Consider the following 16,599-nt stretch of genomic DNA (forward strand, 5'->3'; position numbering starts at 1 on the left):
AGGTCCGGACAGGCCGGCGATGCCGGCTTTTGCGTTTGGGTCATCCCGTTTCCCGCGTGACCCGAGACTGAACCCCTGAAACATTCAATACGGACGCCCCCAGGTCAACCACTGCGAACGGCGCACACTCAATGGCAAAGAAGATTTACATCAAGACGTTCGGCTGTCAGATGAACGAGTACGACTCCGACAAGATGGCGGACGTACTCGGGGCTGCCGAAGGCCTCGAAAAGACCGATACCCCCGAAGACGCCGACGTCATCCTGTTCAACACCTGCTCGGTGCGCGAAAAGGCACAGGAAAAGGTGTTTTCGGATCTGGGCCGCATGCGCGCGCTCAAGGAAATCAAGCCGGATCTGGTCATCGGCGTCGGCGGCTGCGTCGCCAGTCAGGAAGGCGCGGCAATCGTGCAACGCGCCCCGTACGTGGACGTGGTGTTCGGCCCGCAGACCCTGCACCGCCTGCCGCAAATGCTCGAAGCGCGCCGCTCGACCGGCCGCTCCCAGGTCGACATCTCCTTCCCCGAAATCGAGAAGTTCGACCACCTGCCGCCGGCCAAGGTCGAAGGCGCCACGGCGTTCGTCTCGATCATGGAAGGCTGCTCCAAATATTGCAGCTACTGCGTGGTGCCGTACACTCGCGGCGACGAAGTCTCACGCCCGTTCGATGACGTGCTGACCGAAATCGCGGGGCTGGCCGAACAGGGCGTGCGCGAGATCACGCTGCTGGGACAGAACGTGAACGCCTATCGCGGCCTGATGGCCGACGGCGAGATCGCCGACTTCGCGCTGCTCATCGAGTATGTGGCCGAAGTGCCCGGCATCGAGCGCATTCGCTATACGACCAGCCACCCGAAGGAATTCACGCAGCGTCTGATCGACACCTACGCCAGGGTGCCCAAGCTCGTGAGCCATCTGCACCTGCCCGTGCAGCACGGCGCCGACCGCATCCTGTCGGCCATGAAGCGCGGCTACACGGTACTCGAATACAAATCGATCATCCGCCGTTTGCGTCAGGTGCGCCCCGATATGTCGATGTCGTCGGACTTCATCGTCGGCTTTCCCGGCGAGACCGAAGAGGACTTCGACAAGCTCATGGCGATGATTCACGAGATCGGCTACGACACCAGCTTCTCGTTCATCTACAGCCCGCGCCCGGGCACGCCCGCCGCGAACCTGCCGGACGACACGCCGCGCGCAGTGAAGCTGCGTCGTCTGCAACACTTGCAGGCCGTGATCGAAGAGAATGCCGCGCGCATCAGTCAGCGCATGGTCGGCTCGCGTCAGCGTATTCTGGTCGAAGGCGTTTCGCGCAAGGACCCGAACGAGCTGCAAGGCCGCACCGAGAACAACCGCGTGGTCAATTTCCCGGCGCCCGAGGCACAGCGCGCGGGGCTGATCGGCCAGATGACCGACGTCGTGATCACGTTCGCCTACCCGCACTCGTTGCGCGGCGAGCTGGTCACCACGCACTGAGCGCCACCGAAACAAGATCGCGAACATGAACGGACCGACGGGAGACAGGCCCCCCCCTTCCGCCGCCACGACGCCATCGAACGACCTGAACAGGCAACCGACCGGATCCCCTTGAAAGCACCCGTCCAAGAATTCACCGCCCCGCGCGACGACAACCGCCGTCTGGCCAACCTCTGCGGTCCGCTCGACGAAAATCTGCGTCAGATCGAGCAGGCGCTCGACGTCTCGATCACCCGCCGCGGGCATCGCTTCTCCATTCGCGGCAAGAGCGCCGCCGTCGCCACGCAGGCGCTCGAGAGCTTCTACAACCGCGCCACCGAAGCGCTGTCCGTCGACGACATTCAGTTGGGCCTGGTGGAAACGCGTCAGGGCCTGGCCCCGACCGTGCGTCATGGCGACGACAACCCGTTCGCGGCCGGTGAGACGGAAGATGGCTCACCCGTGCTGCATACGCGTCGCAGCGATCTGCATGGCCGTACGCCGGCACAACGCGAATACCTCAAGCAAATCCTCTCGCACGACGTGACGTTCGGCATCGGCCCGGCCGGCACCGGCAAAACGTATCTCGCCGTGGCGTGCGCCGTCGACGCGCTGGAGCGCGACGCCGTCAAGCGCATCGTGCTTACGCGCCCGGCCGTGGAAGCCGGTGAACGTCTGGGCTTCCTGCCCGGTGACCTGGCGCAGAAGGTCGATCCGTATCTGCGTCCGCTCTACGACGCGCTCTACGACCTGCTCGGCTTCGACAAAACGCAGAAGTATTTCGAGAAGCAGATGATCGAGATCGCTCCGCTTGCGTATATGCGCGGGCGCACGCTCAATCACGCGTTCATCATTCTGGATGAGGCGCAAAACACCACGCCCGAACAGATGAAGATGTTCCTCACGCGGATCGGCTTCGGCAGCAAGGCCGTCGTGACCGGCGACACCACCCAGGTCGATTTGCCGCGCGGTCAGAAGAGCGGCCTGATGGAAGCGCAGGTCATCCTCAAGAACGTGCGTGGCATTGCCATGACGCGTTTCACCAGCGTCGACGTGGTGCGTCACCCGCTGGTGGCGCGCATCGTCGAAGCTTACGACGAGCATGCGCAACACGTGGAAGCCGGGCTCGATCTGCCGGCGTCCGGGCGTCCCGCCCGTGCGTCGCGCGTGGCCGGAGGCAAAGCGTGAACCGCCCGGGCGGGCCGAGCGGGCGAACGCCCCGTCATTCGCTCGCGCTGACGAGTCAGTTCGTAGCCGGGCCGGCGTTCGCGTCGCACAAGACGTTGCTCACGCGCACGACCGTGCGCCGTTGGGTGCAGGCCGCGCTGCTGGCCGACGCCGAACTCACGCTGCGCTTCGTCGACGCGCAGGAAGGCCAGACGCTCAATCGCGGCTATCGCGGTAAGGACTACGCCACCAACGTGCTGACGTTCGCCTACGCGCAGCATGAGAGCGATCCCGTGACGGCCGATATCGTGCTGTGCTGCCCCGTCGTCGAGCGCGAAGCGAACGAGCAAGGCATTTCGCTCGAAGCGCATTACGCGCATCTGATCGTGCACGGCGTGCTGCACGCGCAAGGCTACGATCATGAGGAAGATGACGAAGCGCGGGAAATGGAAGGCCTCGAGACCGGGATTCTCGCTGACCTCGGATATGCCGATCCCTACGCTGCCGAGAAGCCGCCGGCGGCCGCCGCCGCGGCAAAACCGGTGAAGACTCCGAATTCGCCTGACTCGCCCAGGTCGCGCCAGACCCGCCGCTCCCCTCAACCGCCCGAATCCCGGACGACGGCCAAACCACGCCGCGTCTGACCGACCGCTCATGGACCGTATCCCCGATCGACCGACCGCCCCTGACGTTAGCGATACCGCACAGGCCAGCATCTCGAGCGGCCCCGGATGCAACCGTTACCCACCCGATCTCGGCGTTTCGCGCCATCTGACGCAAGACGAAATGAGCGAGTCGCTCGACGCCGCACTCGTCGACTGGGACGGCCGCGAGGATCTGTGGATCTTCGCGTACGGCTCGCTCATCTGGAATCCCGGCATGCCGGTCGAAGAAAGTCATCGCGCTCGCGTGCACGGCTATCACCGCGGGCTGTATCTGTGGTCGCGGGTCAATCGCGGCACGCCCGAGCAGCCCGGCCTCGTGCTGGCGCTCGATCGCGGCGGTTCCTGCGCCGGCGTGGCGATGCGCCTTGCGGCCAGACGCGCCCGCGCGGAACTCGAAACGCTCTGGTATCGCGAGATGGCGATGGGCTCGTACCGGCCAATGTGGCTGAACTGCCGGTTGACGGACGGCCGCACCAAGCCCGGACTGGCGTTCGTCATGCGCCGCGAGGCCGTGAGCTACGCCGGGCGCCTGCCCGACGAGATCATCCGGCAAGTCTTCGACCGGGCGCAGGGACGCTACGGCACCACGCACGATTACGTCGCGCGCACGGTCAAGGCGTTGCGCGAAGCCGGCATGCCGGACCCCGCGCTCGAAGCCTTGCTGCACCGCTGCGGTGCGAGGTAAGCCGTGCGGGCGGGCGGCGAGCCTTGCAACGCGCACGGCCTGACGCGGAGATGCCGCACATCTGGTGTATCCTTGAGCTTCCTGTAACAGCTCGGCGTCCGCCCAACTTGGACGCGCCGTCATGAACGACCCTTATCCCAGTCGACCCGGTCGAAAAAGCACCGAAAAACCTCGCTCCCTGCTCGAACGCCTCACCGATCTGATTTCCCCGGAGCCGGAGTCGCGCGCAGAGTTGCTCGAAATTCTGCAAGACGCCCACGCCCGTAACCTGATGGACGCCGATTCGCTGGCGATGATCGAGGGCGTATTCCAGGTGGCCGATCTGTGCGCCCGCGACATCATGGTTCCGCGCGCACAAATGGACGCCATCAACATCGAACAGACTCCCGAAGAATTTGTCCCCTTCGTGCTGGAGCAGGCGCACTCGCGCTACCCGGTCTACGAGGGCAATCGCGACAACATCATCGGCATTCTGCTCGCGAAGGATCTGCTGCGTTACTACGCCAACCACGACTTCGACGTGCGCGACATGCTGCGCCCGGCCGTGTTCATTCCGGAGTCGAAGCGTCTGAACGTATTGCTGCACGACTTCCGCGTCAATCGCAATCACATCGCCATCGTCGTGGACGAATACGGCGGCGTGGCGGGCCTCATCACCATTGAAGACGTGCTGGAGCAGATCGTCGGCGATATCGAAGACGAGTACGACTTCGATGAGGAAGAAGACAACATCATCGCCGCCCCCGACGGCACGTACCGCATTCGCGCGCTCACCGAAATCGAGCAGTTCAACGAAGCGTTCGGCACACAGTTTCACGATGACGAGAACGACACGATCGGCGGTATGATCACCCACCAGTTCGGACGTGTGCCGCGCCGGGGCGAGCGTATGCGCATCGGCAATCTCGTGTTCGAGGTGCTGCGCGCCGATGGTCGTCAGGTCCACATGCTGCTGTTGCGGCGTGTCGAACCGGCACCGGCCGTTCAGCCCGACTAACGCCCGAGTCAATCAACTCATCTGTCCATGCAGGAAATGACCGTCCACGCGCCCGAGCGGCGCTCGTGGCCGGCCTGGCGTGCCCGAGCGCTCGCCGGTCTGGCCGGTATCGCGCAAACGCTGGCGTTCGCGCCGCGCGACTTCTGGTGGCTGCAACTGCTCGCGATGGCCGCGCTGTTCGCGCTCGTGGAGCGCAGCGCCTCGCGACGCCAGGCGCTCTGGCTCGGCGGCAGTTTCGGTGTCATGTCGTTCGTGTGCGGCATCTGGTGGCTCTACATCAGCATGCACACCTACGGCGGCATGCCCGGCGTCATGGCCGGTGCGGCGGTCGTTCTGTTTTCGGTCTATCTCGCGCTTTACCCCGCTCTGGCGGCGTTCGCGACGCGCGCGGTGCCGGCCGCCGGTCCATGGCGTGCATTCGCCTTCGCGGGGGCATGGACGATTGCCGAATGGCTGCGCGGCACCGTCTTCACCGGCTTTCCCTGGCTCTCGCCCGGGTATGCCCATGTCGACGGCCCGCTCGCGGGCTTCGCGCCACTGCTCGGCGTGTACGGCGTTACGGGTCTGGCGGCACTGGCTGCGGCCTGGCTCGCCCGCGCCGTCGTTCCCGTCGTTCCCGTCGTGCCGGGCGCGCTCGCTGCGCGGCGTCTTGCCGCCGTAGCCGGCGTGCTCGCGCTGATGGGCGTGGGCGCGGGGCTGGCGCGCCACGCATGGACGGCACCATCGGGCAAACCGCTCTCCGTGCGTCTACTGCAAGGTAATGTCCCGCAGGACATGAAGTTCGAGCGTGCGGGCATCGACCACGCGATGGCGATGTATCGCGACATGATCGTCGCCGCGCCCGCCGATCTGGTCATCACGCCGGAAACCGCCTTTCCGGTGCTGCTCCAGGGCATTCCGCCCGAAATCGCCACGCCGATTCGCGAATTCGCGGATCGCACCGGCTCACACGTGGTACTGGGCGCCGTGGGCGCCACGCTCACCGATCGCGGCCCCACCGACCTCACCAACAGCCTGTTCGGCGTGACGCCGCGCGATCAGACGCTCTACCGCTACGACAAACACCATCTCGTGCCCTTCGGCGAATTCGTGCCGTGGGGCTTCCGCTGGTTCGTGGACATGATGCACATCCCGCTGGGCGACTTCCTGCGGGGCACCGCCACGCCGAGCGGCTTCCCGGTCCGCGATCAGCGCGTGGCACTCGACATTTGCTACGAGGACCTGTTCGGCGAGGAAATCGCGCAGGCGCTGCGCAATATGCCGGAGCCAGCGACCGTACTCGCCAATTCGACCAACCTCGCGTGGTTCGGCGACACCATCGCGCTCGATCAGCATTTGCAGATCGCCCGCATGCGCACGCTCGAAACGGGGCGGCCAATGCTGCGCGCGACGAATACTGGCGCTACGGCCATCATCGACGCCCACGGCAACGTTCAGGGACGTCTGCCCGCGATGACCGTCGGTGCACTCGCGGGCAACGTCCAGCCCTATGGCGGCCTCACGCCGTATGTTCGTTTCGGCAACGTGCCCGCCCTCGCGCTCGCCCTCGTGGCGCTCGGCCTCGGTCTGGCAATGACGCGCCGCTCGCGCTGAACGGAAAATCGACACCCGCGGGTGCGCTTCGCGCCCGTCGGAACGGCACAGGGGGACGCAAAAATCTCCGTGTGGCGCCCTGCCGAGGGCATCGGCGCCCCGCGCGAGTCGAATTCCCGCTAAAATTCAACGTTTTAGTCTTTCGGCCGCGCTCGCGGCCGGGCCGAAAGACTGCGCAAAATCCGCATCTTTTCCTGTTCGTCCGCGCGAATTCATCATGCTTACCTTTCAGCAAGTCATCCTGACATTGCAGGATTACTGGGACAAGCAAGGCTGTGCGTTGCTCCAGCCTTACGACATGGAGGTCGGCGCCGGTACCTCGCACACTGCCACGTTCCTGCGCGCGATCGGTCCGGAGCCGTGGCGCGCTGCCTACGTGCAGCCGTCGCGCCGTCCCAAGGATGGCCGTTACGGTGAGAACCCGAACCGCATGCAGCACTACTACCAGTACCAGGTGGTGCTCAAGCCGGCGCCGGAGAACATTCTCGATCTGTATCTGGGCTCGCTGCGCGCGCTCGGGCTCGACCTCACCCAAAACGACGTGCGCTTCGTCGAAGACGACTGGGAAAATCCCACGCTCGGCGCCTGGGGCCTGGGCTGGGAAGTGTGGCTCAACGGTATGGAAGTCACCCAGTTCACCTACTTCCAGCAAGTCGGCGGCCTCGACTGCAAGCCGGTGCTCGGGGAAATCACGTACGGTATCGAGCGTCTGGCCATGTATCTGCAACAGGTCGAGAACGTCTACGATCTGGTGTGGACGGAATGGGAAGAGCAGACGGCCGGCGGTCCGGTCAAGCGCCGCCTGACGTATGGTGACGTGTTCCATCAGAACGAAGTCGAGCAGTCGACATACAACTTCGAGCATTCCAATCAGCCGATGCTGTTCGGGTTCTTCGACAACTACGAGAGCGAAGCGAAGCGTCTGATCGAAGCCGAACTGGCGCTGCCCGCCTACGAGATGATTCTCAAGGCCGCGCACACCTTCAACCTGCTCGACGCGCGCGGCGCCATCTCGGTGACCGAGCGCGCGGCGTACATTGGCCGCATCCGCTCGCTGTCGCGTCTGATCGCACAGGCCTACTACGCGTCGCGCGAAAAACTCGGTTTCCCGATGCTGAACGCACCCGCCGCTTCAACCCAAACATCCGCCCAAACGCAAGCCGCATGATGAGCACCGCACAACGCACCCTGCTGGTCGAACTGCTGACCGAAGAATTGCCGCCGAAGGCGCTGGCGCGTCTGGGCGACGCGTTTGCCGACGGCATCGCCAACGGCCTGCGCACGCGCGGGCTTGTCACCGAAGCGGGCGTCATCACGCCATACGCCACGCCGCGTCGTCTGGCCGTCTCGATCACGAACGTACTCGATCGCGCCCCGGACGCCACCATCCGTGCCAAGGTGCTCCCGGTATCCGTCGCACTCGACGCCAACGGCAACCCCACGCCGCCGCTGGCGAAAAAGCTTGCCGCGATGGGTTTCCCCGACCTGCCGCTCGCCAGTCTCGAACGCGCGATGGACGGCAAGGCCGAAGCCTTCTTCCACACGTACACCGCGCCGGGTGCCCAACTGGCCGATGCGCTGCAAGCCTCGCTCGACGAAACACTCGGCAAGCTGCCGATCCCGAAGGTGATGAGCTACCAGCGGCCGGACGGCGAGACGGTGCAGTTCGTGCGCCCCGTGCATGGCCTGATCGCGCTGCACGGCGACACGCTCGTGCCAGCCACGGCCATCGGCCTCGCGTCGGGCAACAAGACGCAAGGCCATCGCTTCCTGTCGAAGGGCGAAGTCACCATCGCCAACGCCGATGCCTATGCCGCCACGCTCGAACGCGACGGCAAAGTGCTCGCCAGCTTCACGGGCCGCCGCGACGCGATCCGCACGCGATTGCTCGCCGCCGCCGGTAACGACCATGTGGTGATGCCCGAGGCGCTGCTCGACGAAGTGACGGCACTCGTCGAATGGCCCGCCATCTACGCCTGCCATTTCGAGCAGGAATTCCTGGCGGTGCCGCAGGAATGTCTGATTCTGACGATGCAGACGAATCAGAAGTACTTCGCACTCACCGACAAGCCGCTCACCGATGGCGGCAAGCTCACGAACCGCTTCCTGATCGTCTCCAACATCGAGACGGCTCAGCCCGAACAGATTGTCACGGGTAACGAGCGCGTGGTGCGCCCGCGTCTGGCCGATGCGAAGTTCTTCTTCGAACAGGACAAGAAGAAATCGCTGGCCGATCGCGTGCCGCTGCTTGCAAACGTCGTCTATCACAACAAGCTGGGCTCGCAGTTCGAGCGCACCCAGCGTCTGGTGAAGCTTGCCGGGGCGATCTCGCACATGATCGGCGCGGATCGGGACGGCGTGGAACTCGCCGAACGCGGCGCGCTGCTGGCCAAGGCCGACCTGCTGACCGACATGGTCGGCGAATTCCCCGAACTGCAAGGCACGATGGGGACGTACTACGCGCGCCACGACGGCGAAGCGGCAGACGTTGCCCTGGCCTGCTCGGAACACTATCAGCCGCGCTTTGCGGGCGACGCCCTGCCCATCAGTCCGACTGGTACCGTGGTCGCACTGGCCGACAAGCTCGAAACGCTCGTGGGCATCTGGGGCATCGGGCTGCAACCGACCGGCGAGAAGGATCCGTTCGCGCTGCGCCGTCATGCCCTGGGTATCGTGCGCATGCTCATCGAGAAGCGTCTGCCGGTACTGCTGCCGGAATTGCTGCACGTCACGTACCGGCAGTTCACGACGGGGGTGGCCGATTCGCGCTACCTGGAGCAAGTCTCGCAGTTCGTGCTCGACCGTCTGCGCGGCTATCTGCGTGAGCGCGGTTACGCGGCGAACGAAATCGAAGCCGTGCTGGCGGAGCAGCCGAAGTATCTCGGCGATCTGATCGAGCGTCTGGACGCCGTGCGCGCCTTCTCGGCACTGCCGCAGGCCGACGCGCTCGCCGCGGCGAACAAGCGAATCGGCAACATTCTGAAGAAGACGGCGCCGCCGGCCGACGGCACGATCTCGCCCGACCTGCTGGTGGAACCGGCCGAGCAGGCGCTCGCCGCCGCGCTGGAGAAGGTGACGCCGGTCGTCGAACGGAAATTCGAAGCCCGCGAGTATGCGCAGGCGCTCTCGGCACTGGCCGAACTGCGCGATGCGGTCGACGCCTTCTTCAACGACGTGATGGTGATGGCCGAAGCGGACGCGCTGCGCAACAACCGCCTCGCGCTGCTCAAGAACCTGCACTTCCAGATGAACCGCGTGGCCGATCTCTCGAAGCTCGCCGCCTGATGTTCCAACGAGTCAACTGAGCTCCTCATGGATTCGCGCAAAGATCGCACCCTCGGCCCCGCCGCCCGCAAACTCGTGATTCTCGACCGGGACGGTGTCATCAACGCCGACTCGGATCAATTCATCAAGTCGACGGATGAGTGGGTACCGCTGCCCGGCAGTCTCGAGGCCATCGGCCGGCTCAACCAGGCCGGGTACCGCGTGGTCGTCGCGACGAACCAGTCGGGGGTGGGGCGCGGTCTTTTCGATATGGCGACGCTCGGCGCCATGCACGCGAAGATGTCGAAGCTGGCCGCCGCGGCCGGCGGACGCATCGACGCGGTGTTCTTCTGCCCGCACACGTCGGTCGACGCCTGCGATTGCCGCAAGCCGAAGCCCGGCCTGTTCCAGGAAATCGCGCGACGCTACGAAGTCGACCTGACCGGTGTGCCGGCCGTGGGCGACTCGCTGCGCGATTTGCAGGCCGCCGCGGCGGTGGGTGCATTGCCCCATCTGGTGCTCACCGGCAAGGGCAAGAAGACGCTCGCCGCCGGCGACCTGCCCGAAGGCACGCGCGTGCACGAGAGTCTGGCGGCTTTCGTCAACGATCTGCTCGCCGACGAGGACGCTTAACTCTCTCGCACACCGCGCGCGATGCGCGAGGCGGCGACCGCTTTCAGGCCAGGACCCCATGCTGCAACTTCGTTCGATTCTCTTCTTCATTTTCCAGATCGTCTGGACGATTCCGTACGCCATCGCGTGCATCGTGTCGTTCCCGTTCCTGTCGCGGGTGCAGCGTTACTGGTTCGCCGTGGGCTGGTGCAAGGTCGTGATTCGCGTGGGTGACACGCTGTGCGGCATGCGTTACCGCGTGATCGGCTGGGAGAATTTGCCGAAGACGTCGGCCATTCTGCTCTCGAAGCATCAATCGGCATGGGAGACGGTCGCGTTGCCCGCCCTGATGCCGCGTCCGCTGTGCTATGTCTTCAAGCGCGAGCTGCTGCTCGTGCCGTTTTTCGGCTGGGCGCTGGGCCTGCTGAGCATGATCCACATCGACCGTCGCAAGGGCACCGATGCGTTCGCGTCGGTCGTGAAACAGGGGCGTGAGCGACTCGCCGAAGGGAACTGGATCATCATGTTCCCGGAAGGCACGCGCACGAAGACCGGCTCGCGCAACAAGTACAAGTCGGGCGGGGCGCGTCTGGCGACGGCGACCGGTACCCCGATCGTGCCGATCGCGCACAACGCCGGACGGGTCTGGCCGCGCAACTCGTTCATGAAATACCCCGGGGAAGTGACCGTCTCCATCGGACCGGTCATCGAGACGGCAGGCCGCACGGCCGAAGCCGTGAACGCCGAGCTCGCCGAGTGGATCGAGCGCGAGATGATACGCATCGACCCCGCCGCTTATACGTCGAAACCGAGGGCGAGCGCGTCTGACACTTCCGACGCGACGCCCCGGACCTGACTGCGCATCACGCGAGGCCGTCTCATGTCGAAAGCTCAACCCGCCACCCGCGATACACGCGATGCACGCGATAGCCGCTCCCGGCACGAGACGCCCGCCCCCCAGATGGAACTCGACCTGTTCGGCAGTCCCGCGCCCGAAGCCAATGGCGTAGCGACCGACGCTCCCGGCGTCGCCGCGTCGCCGCTCGGGGTGCCGGCCGGGTCACCGGTCATGCCGCGCCCGTCCACCACTCCCACCGCGCCCACCTTGCCGGGTGCAACGGCACCTGCCACAGACACGCCCACATCGCCGGGCACCGGTCCGCGACGCGCCCCCACCGCGGGCGAGCGCGTCATCATGCTCGACGGTCATGCGCTCTACTATCGCTTCAAACGCTCCTCACGCCGCACTATCGGCTTCATGATCGACGAATCCGGCCTGGCGGTGACTGCGCCGCGCTGGGTCACGATTGCGGACGTCGAAGCCGCCGTTGTCGAGAAGAAGCGCTGGATCTTCAGCAAGATCGCCGAGTTCCGCGAGCGGGCCGCGCGGCGCGTGATTCCGCGCGTGACATGGATCGACGGTGCGACCCTGCCCTACCTCGGCCATACGCTCACGGTCCGCCTCGGCGGGCGCGCAGGCGCGGCTCAGTACGACATCCACACGCATACGTTGTGGCTCGATTTGCCCCCGCAAGCGGCACCAGAACAAATGCGCGACCGCGTACAGGGCTGGCTGCAACAGGAGGCCCGCAAGCTGTTCACGACACGGCTGGAAGTCTATGGCGAACGGCTCGGTGTGCGTTATACGGCGCTGGGATTGTCCTCGGCGGCCACTCGCTGGGGCAGTTGCAGCGCCGACGGCCGCATTCGTCTGAACTGGCGCCTCATCCATTTCCCGCTGGGGGTGATCGATTACGTGGTCGCACACGAACTGGCGCATCTCAAGGAGATGAACCACGGGCCGCGCTTCTGGCAGGCCGTGGCGTCGATCTTCCCCGAATTCGAAGCTGCCCGGGACACGCTCAAGTCGCACGCGCCGGAGTGGCTGCCCGAATTCTGAACGACCGGCTGGGCGAATATCGCCATCGGCTCGACTGACGTTAAAATTGGTTCAACGCAACATGAATGATGTTCATTTTCACGGTGGCGAGTACAATTGAGCTTTCGTTGTCCCCACACTGAAAACACCATGCGAATGCTCCATACCATGCTGCGGGTCGGCGACCTCCAGCGCTCGATCGATTTCTACACGCGCGTGCTCGGCATGCAACTCCTGCGTCAGAGCGAAAACCCCGAGTACAAGTACACGCTGGCGTTCGTCGGCTATGGCGCCGAGTCGGGGAACACCGTGCTCGAACTGACGTACAACTGGGGCGTGGAAAAGTACGAAATGGGTACGGCCTTCGGCCATCTGGCCGTGGAAGTCGACGACGCGTACAAGGCCTGCGATACGATCCGTGCGGCCGGTGGCAAGGTCTCGCGCGAAGCCGGTCCCGTCAAGGGCGGCACCACGGTCATCGCGTTCGTGGAGGACCCGGACGGCTACAAGATCGAACTGATTCAGAAACACTCGTCCAAGGGCGGCCTGTAAGTCGCAAGCGCCGCCACCGCATTCCGGTCGCGAACGCAATAACGGCCGCCCCTGCGGGTCAGTTCAGGGGCGGCCGTCTTCATTGGTACGTTGGTGCGTTGGTACATTTTCGCTCGCGCGTGAGGCGGACGTCGCCCGTTTGCGCGGCATCGGCCCACCGGGCCGTCGCTCAGATCTCCACCATCGCGAAAACTTCCTTGCCCACGTCGCACAACGGGCAACGCCAGTCTTCCGGCACGTCTTCCCAGCGCGTGCCCGGCGCGATGCCGTCTTCGGGATACCCCGCCGCTTCGTCATAGATCCAGCCGCAAATGACGCATACCCACTGGCGTGACGCGTCCTTCGCCGCCGGAAGGCCCGGGGCCGCCTGAGCAATCCCGGCAGTCGCCTCGTTCTGCGCGATCGAGCGCCCTTCGGATGCGGGCGCGGTGCCCGGATCGAGCAAGGTGAAAATCATTGGCGACGCGGTCCCGGACGCATCGCTCGCCGGACGTGCCAGATAGGATTGCAAGGATTCGAGCAGCGCCTGGGCTTCGTCACGCGTGAGGTCGATCCAGAACGGATCGCCCGCGCCGTCGTTGAGCCGCGACGGAGAAAACTGCAATTCGACGGCAGAGCCTTTCTTGTACATACGTATTGATGCAGGTGACGATGGGCAAAATCGAGACGCGAATGCTGCCTCGCGAAGCATTCTATCGGCACGCCCGGGTGAAATAAATCGGCGATTCCGGGAGACATTGTGCCGCATGGCGCAACAATGGTGCGCCGCACGAGCGGCTTCCGGGCGACCATACCCGCACTGACTGCACCGGAATGATGCGGACCATATCAGGATCGGTGACAATGGCCGTCACTGCGCACCCCGTGCGCGATACATCGCCATCCGAATCAACTTCATGAAAACCACGCCGCGTGCGCTCGACGCTACCGCACTCGCGATCATGCTGGGCCTGTGCATGATCTGGGGCGGCCAGCAAGTCGCCGTCAAACTGGCAGTGCCCGTCGTGCCGGCCGTCCTGCAGGCAGGTCTGCGCTCCGTCGTCGCGACCGTACTGGTCGGTGCATGGATGCTGTGGCGGCGACAGCGCCTGTTCACCGGCGACGGCACCCTGCCCGCCGGGCTGCTCGCAGGCGGGTTGTTCTCGCTGGAATTTCTCTGCATCTTCGTCGGCCTCACGCACACGAGCGCGTCGCGCATGGCGGTCTTCCTGTATTCGGCGCCATGCTTTACCGCCATCGGCCTGCACTGGAGCGTGCCGAGCGAGCGGCTGCGACCCATGCAATGGCTCGGCATGGCGCTCGCCTTCTTCGGCATCGTGGTGGCATTCTCGGACGGCAGCAGTGCCGATATTGCGAAGACCTGGCCCGGCGATCTGCTCGGGGTTCTCGCCGGAGTGTTCTGGGGAATGACGACGGTCGTCGTGCGCGCCTCGCGCCTGGCCACGGCAGCGGCGTCGAAGACGCTGCTCTATCAACTCGCCGTCTCGGCCGTGTTGTTGTGCCTGTTGGCGCTGGTCACGGGGAACGTGCAGATCGCGCCGATGACGATGACGACCTGGATCAGCCTTGTCTACCAATCCGTAGGGGTCGCGTTCGCCAGCTACCTGATCTGGTTCTGGCTGCTCACCCGCTACAGCGCCGCCCGCCTCGCGTCGTTCTCGTTCCTGAGTCCGCTATTCGGCGTGACGTTCGGCGTGCTGATTCTCGGCGAATCGGTCGGCTGGCGCTTTGGATGCGCCGTCGTACTGGTATTCGTCGGCATCAGCCTTGTGAATCGGCGCCGCTGATCGCGCGTGCGAGATTCACGTATTCGTCGACGGGCACATCTTCGGCGCGACGCGTCAGGTCGAAACCGAGCGCGCCGAAATCGACCCGGTCGCGGTAGCTGTGCAGCGTGTTGCGCAGCATCTTGCGACGCTGGGAAAACGCCTGCGCGACCACGGTCTCGAACACGTCCAGATCGACCTGCGGCAGATCGGCTACGGCGCGCGGAATCATCCGCACCACGGCGGAATCGACTTTCGGCGGCGGATTGAAGGCGTCGGGCGGTACGTCGAGTACCTTGTCCATCCAGTAGCGGTACTGAAGCATGACCGACAGCCGGCTGTAGTTGCTCGATCCGGCCGGGGCAACCATGCGCTCGACCACTTCGTCCTGCAACATGAAATGCTGATCGCGCACGAGCGCGGCGTAGCGCATGAGGTGGAACAGCAGAGGACTGGAGATGTTGTACGGCAGGTTGCCGACGATGCGAAGGGGCGCTTCGTCGCGACGATCTTCCGGCACGAGCGAGCCGAAATCGAAATCGAGGGCATCGCCCGCGTGCACGCTCACGCGCTCTGCGAACTTGCGGGTCAGGCGCGCGACCAGATCCCGGTCGAGTTCGACCACGTGCAGATGGGCGAGCCATTCGGTCAATGGTGTCGTGAGGGCGCCGAGTCCAGGTCCGATTTCGACCATCAGATCGTCGGTGCGTGGCGAGATCGCGCTGACGATGGCGTCGATCACGCCCATGTCGACGAGAAAGTTCTGACCAAAACGTTTGCGCGCCACGTGGCCCTGCTGGACGCCCGTGCGCTTCGATGCGCTACTCATGTGAAATTCCTTATGAACGCGGCGGCACGGCGTGCGGATCGCCGCTCGCGCCTGCGGTCAGTTGTGCGTGTGTGGCGGCGTTCGCTGCCATCGTGGCAGCGGTGCGCAGGGCTTCGAGCAGACTTCCGCTCTCGGCCCGGCCCGTGCCCGCGAGATCGAGCGCCGTGCCATGATCGACCGATGTCCGGATGATCGGCAGACCCAGTGTGATGTTCACGCCGGCGCCGAAGCTCGCGTATTTGAGCACCGGCAACCCCTGATCGTGATACATGGCGAGCACGGCGTCGGCACCTTCGAGATGACGCGGCTGAAACAGCGTATCCGCGGGATACGGTCCGCGGGCGTCGATGCCCGCGGCATTCGCATCGTTCAACGCCGGCGTAATGACGTCGATCTCTTCGCGCCCCAGATAGCCCGACTCGCCTGCATGCGGATTGAGGCCGGTCACGAGAATGCGGGGGCGCGTCACACCGAAGTGGCGCATCAGATCGTGATTGAGGATGACGAGCGTGCGCAGCAGTTCGTCGCGACGGATCGCACCGGGCACCTGTGCGAGGGGCAGATGCGTGGTCGCCAGCGCAACGCGCAGTCCACCGCCGGCGAGCATCATCACCACGCGTGGCGTACCCGTGCGTTCGGCAAGATATTCGGTATGTCCCGTGAAGGCAACGCCGCAGTCGTTGATGGTGCTCTTCTGCAACGGCGCCGTGACGATGGCGTCGTACGTTCCTGCCAGCGCGCCGTCGATGGCGTCGTCGAGCAGCGCGAGTACGTATCGGCCGTTCGCCGCGTCGAGCTGTCCCGCCGTCACCGGTACGGAAAGCGGATGATGCACGACACGCACCCGCCCGCTCGCCAGCAATGTCTGCCATTCGTCGCCCAGGCCCACCGCCTGCGCGCGCGAGGCGAGCAACGATGCGTCGCCAAGTACGGCGAACCGGCATCGGGCCAGCAGGGTATCAGGGGAGGCAGTCGAAAGCGCCGCGGTGGCCGGAGCGGCCAGCGAAGCGGCGAGGCACGTCACAAGTGCCTGCACCGTCAATTCCGGCCCGACGCCCGCCGGTTCACCCGTGGTGATGGCGAGGACGAAGGACCGGTCGGTAGTCATGCCTGAAAGGGGAAGAGAATCGAGAAAC

The 16,599-nt window shown here is 65.0% G+C and carries 15 protein-coding genes and 1 pseudogene; 13 read left to right on the forward strand and 3 right to left on the reverse strand.

Annotation, left to right across the window (positions count from 1 at the left end; all coding sequences use genetic code 11):
- The first annotated feature begins 131 nt into the window (after nucleotides 1–131).
- The 12 genes and pseudogenes from miaB to gloA all read left to right on the forward strand — a co-directional run bounded on the left by miaB (nucleotide 132) and on the right by gloA (nucleotide 12,868).
- Nucleotides 132–1,475, forward strand: a complete 1,344-nt coding sequence (miaB, locus tag AB870_RS19540) for a tRNA (N6-isopentenyl adenosine(37)-C2)-methylthiotransferase MiaB (protein ID WP_047905966.1) — start codon at nucleotides 132–134, stop codon at nucleotides 1,473–1,475.
- A 111-nt stretch (nucleotides 1,476–1,586) separates the two neighbouring features.
- Nucleotides 1,587–2,642, forward strand: a complete 1,056-nt coding sequence (locus AB870_RS19545; RefSeq protein WP_047905967.1) for a PhoH family protein — start codon at nucleotides 1,587–1,589, stop codon at nucleotides 2,640–2,642.
- Nucleotides 2,639–3,121 (forward strand): annotated as a pseudogene (gene ybeY / locus AB870_RS19550) (rRNA maturation RNase YbeY); the annotation flags it as partial. The gene AB870_RS19545 and the pseudogene ybeY, both read left to right, overlap by 4 nt.
- A gap of 154 nt (nucleotides 3,122–3,275) precedes the next feature.
- On the forward strand, nucleotides 3,276–3,971 hold the full coding sequence (locus AB870_RS19555; protein ID WP_084663897.1) for a gamma-glutamylcyclotransferase: 696 nt from the start codon (nucleotides 3,276–3,278) through the stop codon (nucleotides 3,969–3,971).
- 121 nt (nucleotides 3,972–4,092) lie between these two features.
- Nucleotides 4,093–4,968 carry an HlyC/CorC family transporter gene (locus AB870_RS19560; protein WP_047905968.1) on the forward strand — a complete coding sequence of 292 codons (876 nt, stop codon included), beginning with the start codon at nucleotides 4,093–4,095 and terminating at the stop codon, nucleotides 4,966–4,968.
- A 36-nt stretch (nucleotides 4,969–5,004) separates the two neighbouring features.
- The gene (gene lnt / locus AB870_RS19565; RefSeq protein ID WP_047908459.1) at nucleotides 5,005–6,561 is read left to right on the forward strand and encodes an apolipoprotein N-acyltransferase; all 1,557 of its coding nucleotides are present in this window, start codon (nucleotides 5,005–5,007) and stop codon (nucleotides 6,559–6,561) included.
- A gap of 217 nt (nucleotides 6,562–6,778) precedes the next feature.
- Nucleotides 6,779–7,729: a glycine--tRNA ligase subunit alpha gene (glyQ, locus tag AB870_RS19570; protein WP_047905969.1), complete on the forward strand. Its 951-nt coding sequence runs from the start codon at nucleotides 6,779–6,781 to the stop codon at nucleotides 7,727–7,729.
- Nucleotides 7,726–9,846 carry a glycine--tRNA ligase subunit beta gene (gene glyS / locus AB870_RS19575; RefSeq protein ID WP_047905970.1) on the forward strand — a complete coding sequence of 707 codons (2,121 nt, stop codon included), beginning with the start codon at nucleotides 7,726–7,728 and terminating at the stop codon, nucleotides 9,844–9,846. The genes glyQ and glyS overlap by 4 nt, the downstream gene beginning before the upstream one ends.
- A 27-nt stretch (nucleotides 9,847–9,873) precedes the next feature.
- On the forward strand, nucleotides 9,874–10,458 hold the full coding sequence (gene gmhB, locus AB870_RS19580; protein ID WP_047905971.1) for a D-glycero-beta-D-manno-heptose 1,7-bisphosphate 7-phosphatase: 585 nt from the start codon (nucleotides 9,874–9,876) through the stop codon (nucleotides 10,456–10,458).
- 58 nt (nucleotides 10,459–10,516) lie between these two features.
- Nucleotides 10,517–11,293 (forward strand): lysophospholipid acyltransferase family protein, encoded by a 777-nt coding sequence (locus AB870_RS19585; protein ID WP_047905972.1) that lies wholly within the window; start codon nucleotides 10,517–10,519, stop codon nucleotides 11,291–11,293.
- Between the two features lie 105 nt (nucleotides 11,294–11,398).
- Entirely contained in the window at nucleotides 11,399–12,337 is a 939-nt protein-coding gene (locus tag AB870_RS19590; RefSeq protein WP_053059447.1) for a M48 family metallopeptidase, read from the forward strand.
- Nucleotides 12,338–12,466: 129 nt separating this feature from the next.
- The gene (gene gloA / locus AB870_RS19595) at nucleotides 12,467–12,868 is read left to right on the forward strand and encodes a lactoylglutathione lyase (RefSeq protein ID WP_047905973.1); all 402 of its coding nucleotides are present in this window, start codon (nucleotides 12,467–12,469) and stop codon (nucleotides 12,866–12,868) included.
- A 169-nt stretch (nucleotides 12,869–13,037) separates the two neighbouring features.
- On the opposite strand, the gene AB870_RS27425 is transcribed toward gloA, so the two are convergent.
- Complete coding sequence (locus AB870_RS27425) at nucleotides 13,038–13,499, reverse strand: rubredoxin (protein WP_084663901.1); 462 nt, start codon at nucleotides 13,497–13,499, stop codon at nucleotides 13,038–13,040.
- A 265-nt stretch (nucleotides 13,500–13,764) separates the two neighbouring features.
- Between AB870_RS27425 and AB870_RS19605 the strand changes: the two genes are divergently transcribed.
- On the forward strand, nucleotides 13,765–14,655 hold the full coding sequence (locus tag AB870_RS19605; protein ID WP_047905974.1) for a DMT family transporter: 891 nt from the start codon (nucleotides 13,765–13,767) through the stop codon (nucleotides 14,653–14,655).
- Here AB870_RS19605 and rsmA read toward each other — a convergent pair.
- Both rsmA and pdxA read right to left on the reverse strand, forming a co-directional pair.
- On the reverse strand, nucleotides 14,630–15,463 hold the full coding sequence (gene rsmA, locus AB870_RS19610; RefSeq protein ID WP_047905975.1) for a 16S rRNA (adenine(1518)-N(6)/adenine(1519)-N(6))-dimethyltransferase RsmA: 834 nt from the start codon (nucleotides 15,461–15,463) through the stop codon (nucleotides 14,630–14,632). The two genes, AB870_RS19605 and rsmA, sit on opposite strands and share 26 nt — an antisense overlap.
- Nucleotides 15,464–15,473: 10 nt before the next feature.
- Nucleotides 15,474–16,571 carry a 4-hydroxythreonine-4-phosphate dehydrogenase PdxA gene (pdxA, locus tag AB870_RS19615; protein WP_047905976.1) on the reverse strand — a complete coding sequence of 366 codons (1,098 nt, stop codon included), beginning with the start codon at nucleotides 16,569–16,571 and terminating at the stop codon, nucleotides 15,474–15,476.
- Nucleotides 16,572–16,599: the final 28 nt, after the last annotated feature.

Source organism: Pandoraea faecigallinarum (assembly GCF_001029105.3).
Lineage (GTDB): Bacteria > Pseudomonadota > Gammaproteobacteria > Burkholderiales > Burkholderiaceae > Pandoraea > Pandoraea faecigallinarum.

What these genes read in the sequence shown, in the direction of transcription:
- miaB (WP_047905966.1), top strand. Translation starts at nt 132, where the DNA reads ATGGCAAAGAAGATTTACATCAAGACGTTCGGCTGTCAGATGAACGAG.
- AB870_RS19555 (WP_084663897.1), top strand. Translation starts at nt 3,276, where the DNA reads ATGGACCGTATCCCCGATCGACCGACCGCCCCTGACGTTAGCGATACC.
- AB870_RS19560 (WP_047905968.1), top strand. Translation starts at nt 4,093, where the DNA reads ATGAACGACCCTTATCCCAGTCGACCCGGTCGAAAAAGCACCGAAAAA.
- lnt (WP_047908459.1), top strand. Translation starts at nt 5,005, where the DNA reads ATGACCGTCCACGCGCCCGAGCGGCGCTCGTGGCCGGCCTGGCGTGCC.
- glyQ (WP_047905969.1), top strand. Translation starts at nt 6,779, where the DNA reads ATGCTTACCTTTCAGCAAGTCATCCTGACATTGCAGGATTACTGGGAC.
- glyS (WP_047905970.1), top strand. Translation starts at nt 7,726, where the DNA reads ATGATGAGCACCGCACAACGCACCCTGCTGGTCGAACTGCTGACCGAA.
- gmhB (WP_047905971.1), top strand. Translation starts at nt 9,874, where the DNA reads ATGGATTCGCGCAAAGATCGCACCCTCGGCCCCGCCGCCCGCAAACTC.
- AB870_RS19585 (WP_047905972.1), top strand. Translation starts at nt 10,517, where the DNA reads ATGCTGCAACTTCGTTCGATTCTCTTCTTCATTTTCCAGATCGTCTGG.
- AB870_RS19590 (WP_053059447.1), top strand. Translation starts at nt 11,399, where the DNA reads ATGGAACTCGACCTGTTCGGCAGTCCCGCGCCCGAAGCCAATGGCGTA.
- gloA (WP_047905973.1), top strand. Translation starts at nt 12,467, where the DNA reads ATGCGAATGCTCCATACCATGCTGCGGGTCGGCGACCTCCAGCGCTCG.
- AB870_RS27425 (WP_084663901.1), bottom strand. Translation starts at nt 13,499, where the DNA reads ATGTACAAGAAAGGCTCTGCCGTCGAATTGCAGTTTTCTCCGTCGCGG.
- AB870_RS19605 (WP_047905974.1), top strand. Translation starts at nt 13,765, where the DNA reads ATGAAAACCACGCCGCGTGCGCTCGACGCTACCGCACTCGCGATCATG.
- rsmA (WP_047905975.1), bottom strand. Translation starts at nt 15,463, where the DNA reads ATGAGTAGCGCATCGAAGCGCACGGGCGTCCAGCAGGGCCACGTGGCG.
- pdxA (WP_047905976.1), bottom strand. Translation starts at nt 16,571, where the DNA reads ATGACTACCGACCGGTCCTTCGTCCTCGCCATCACCACGGGTGAACCG.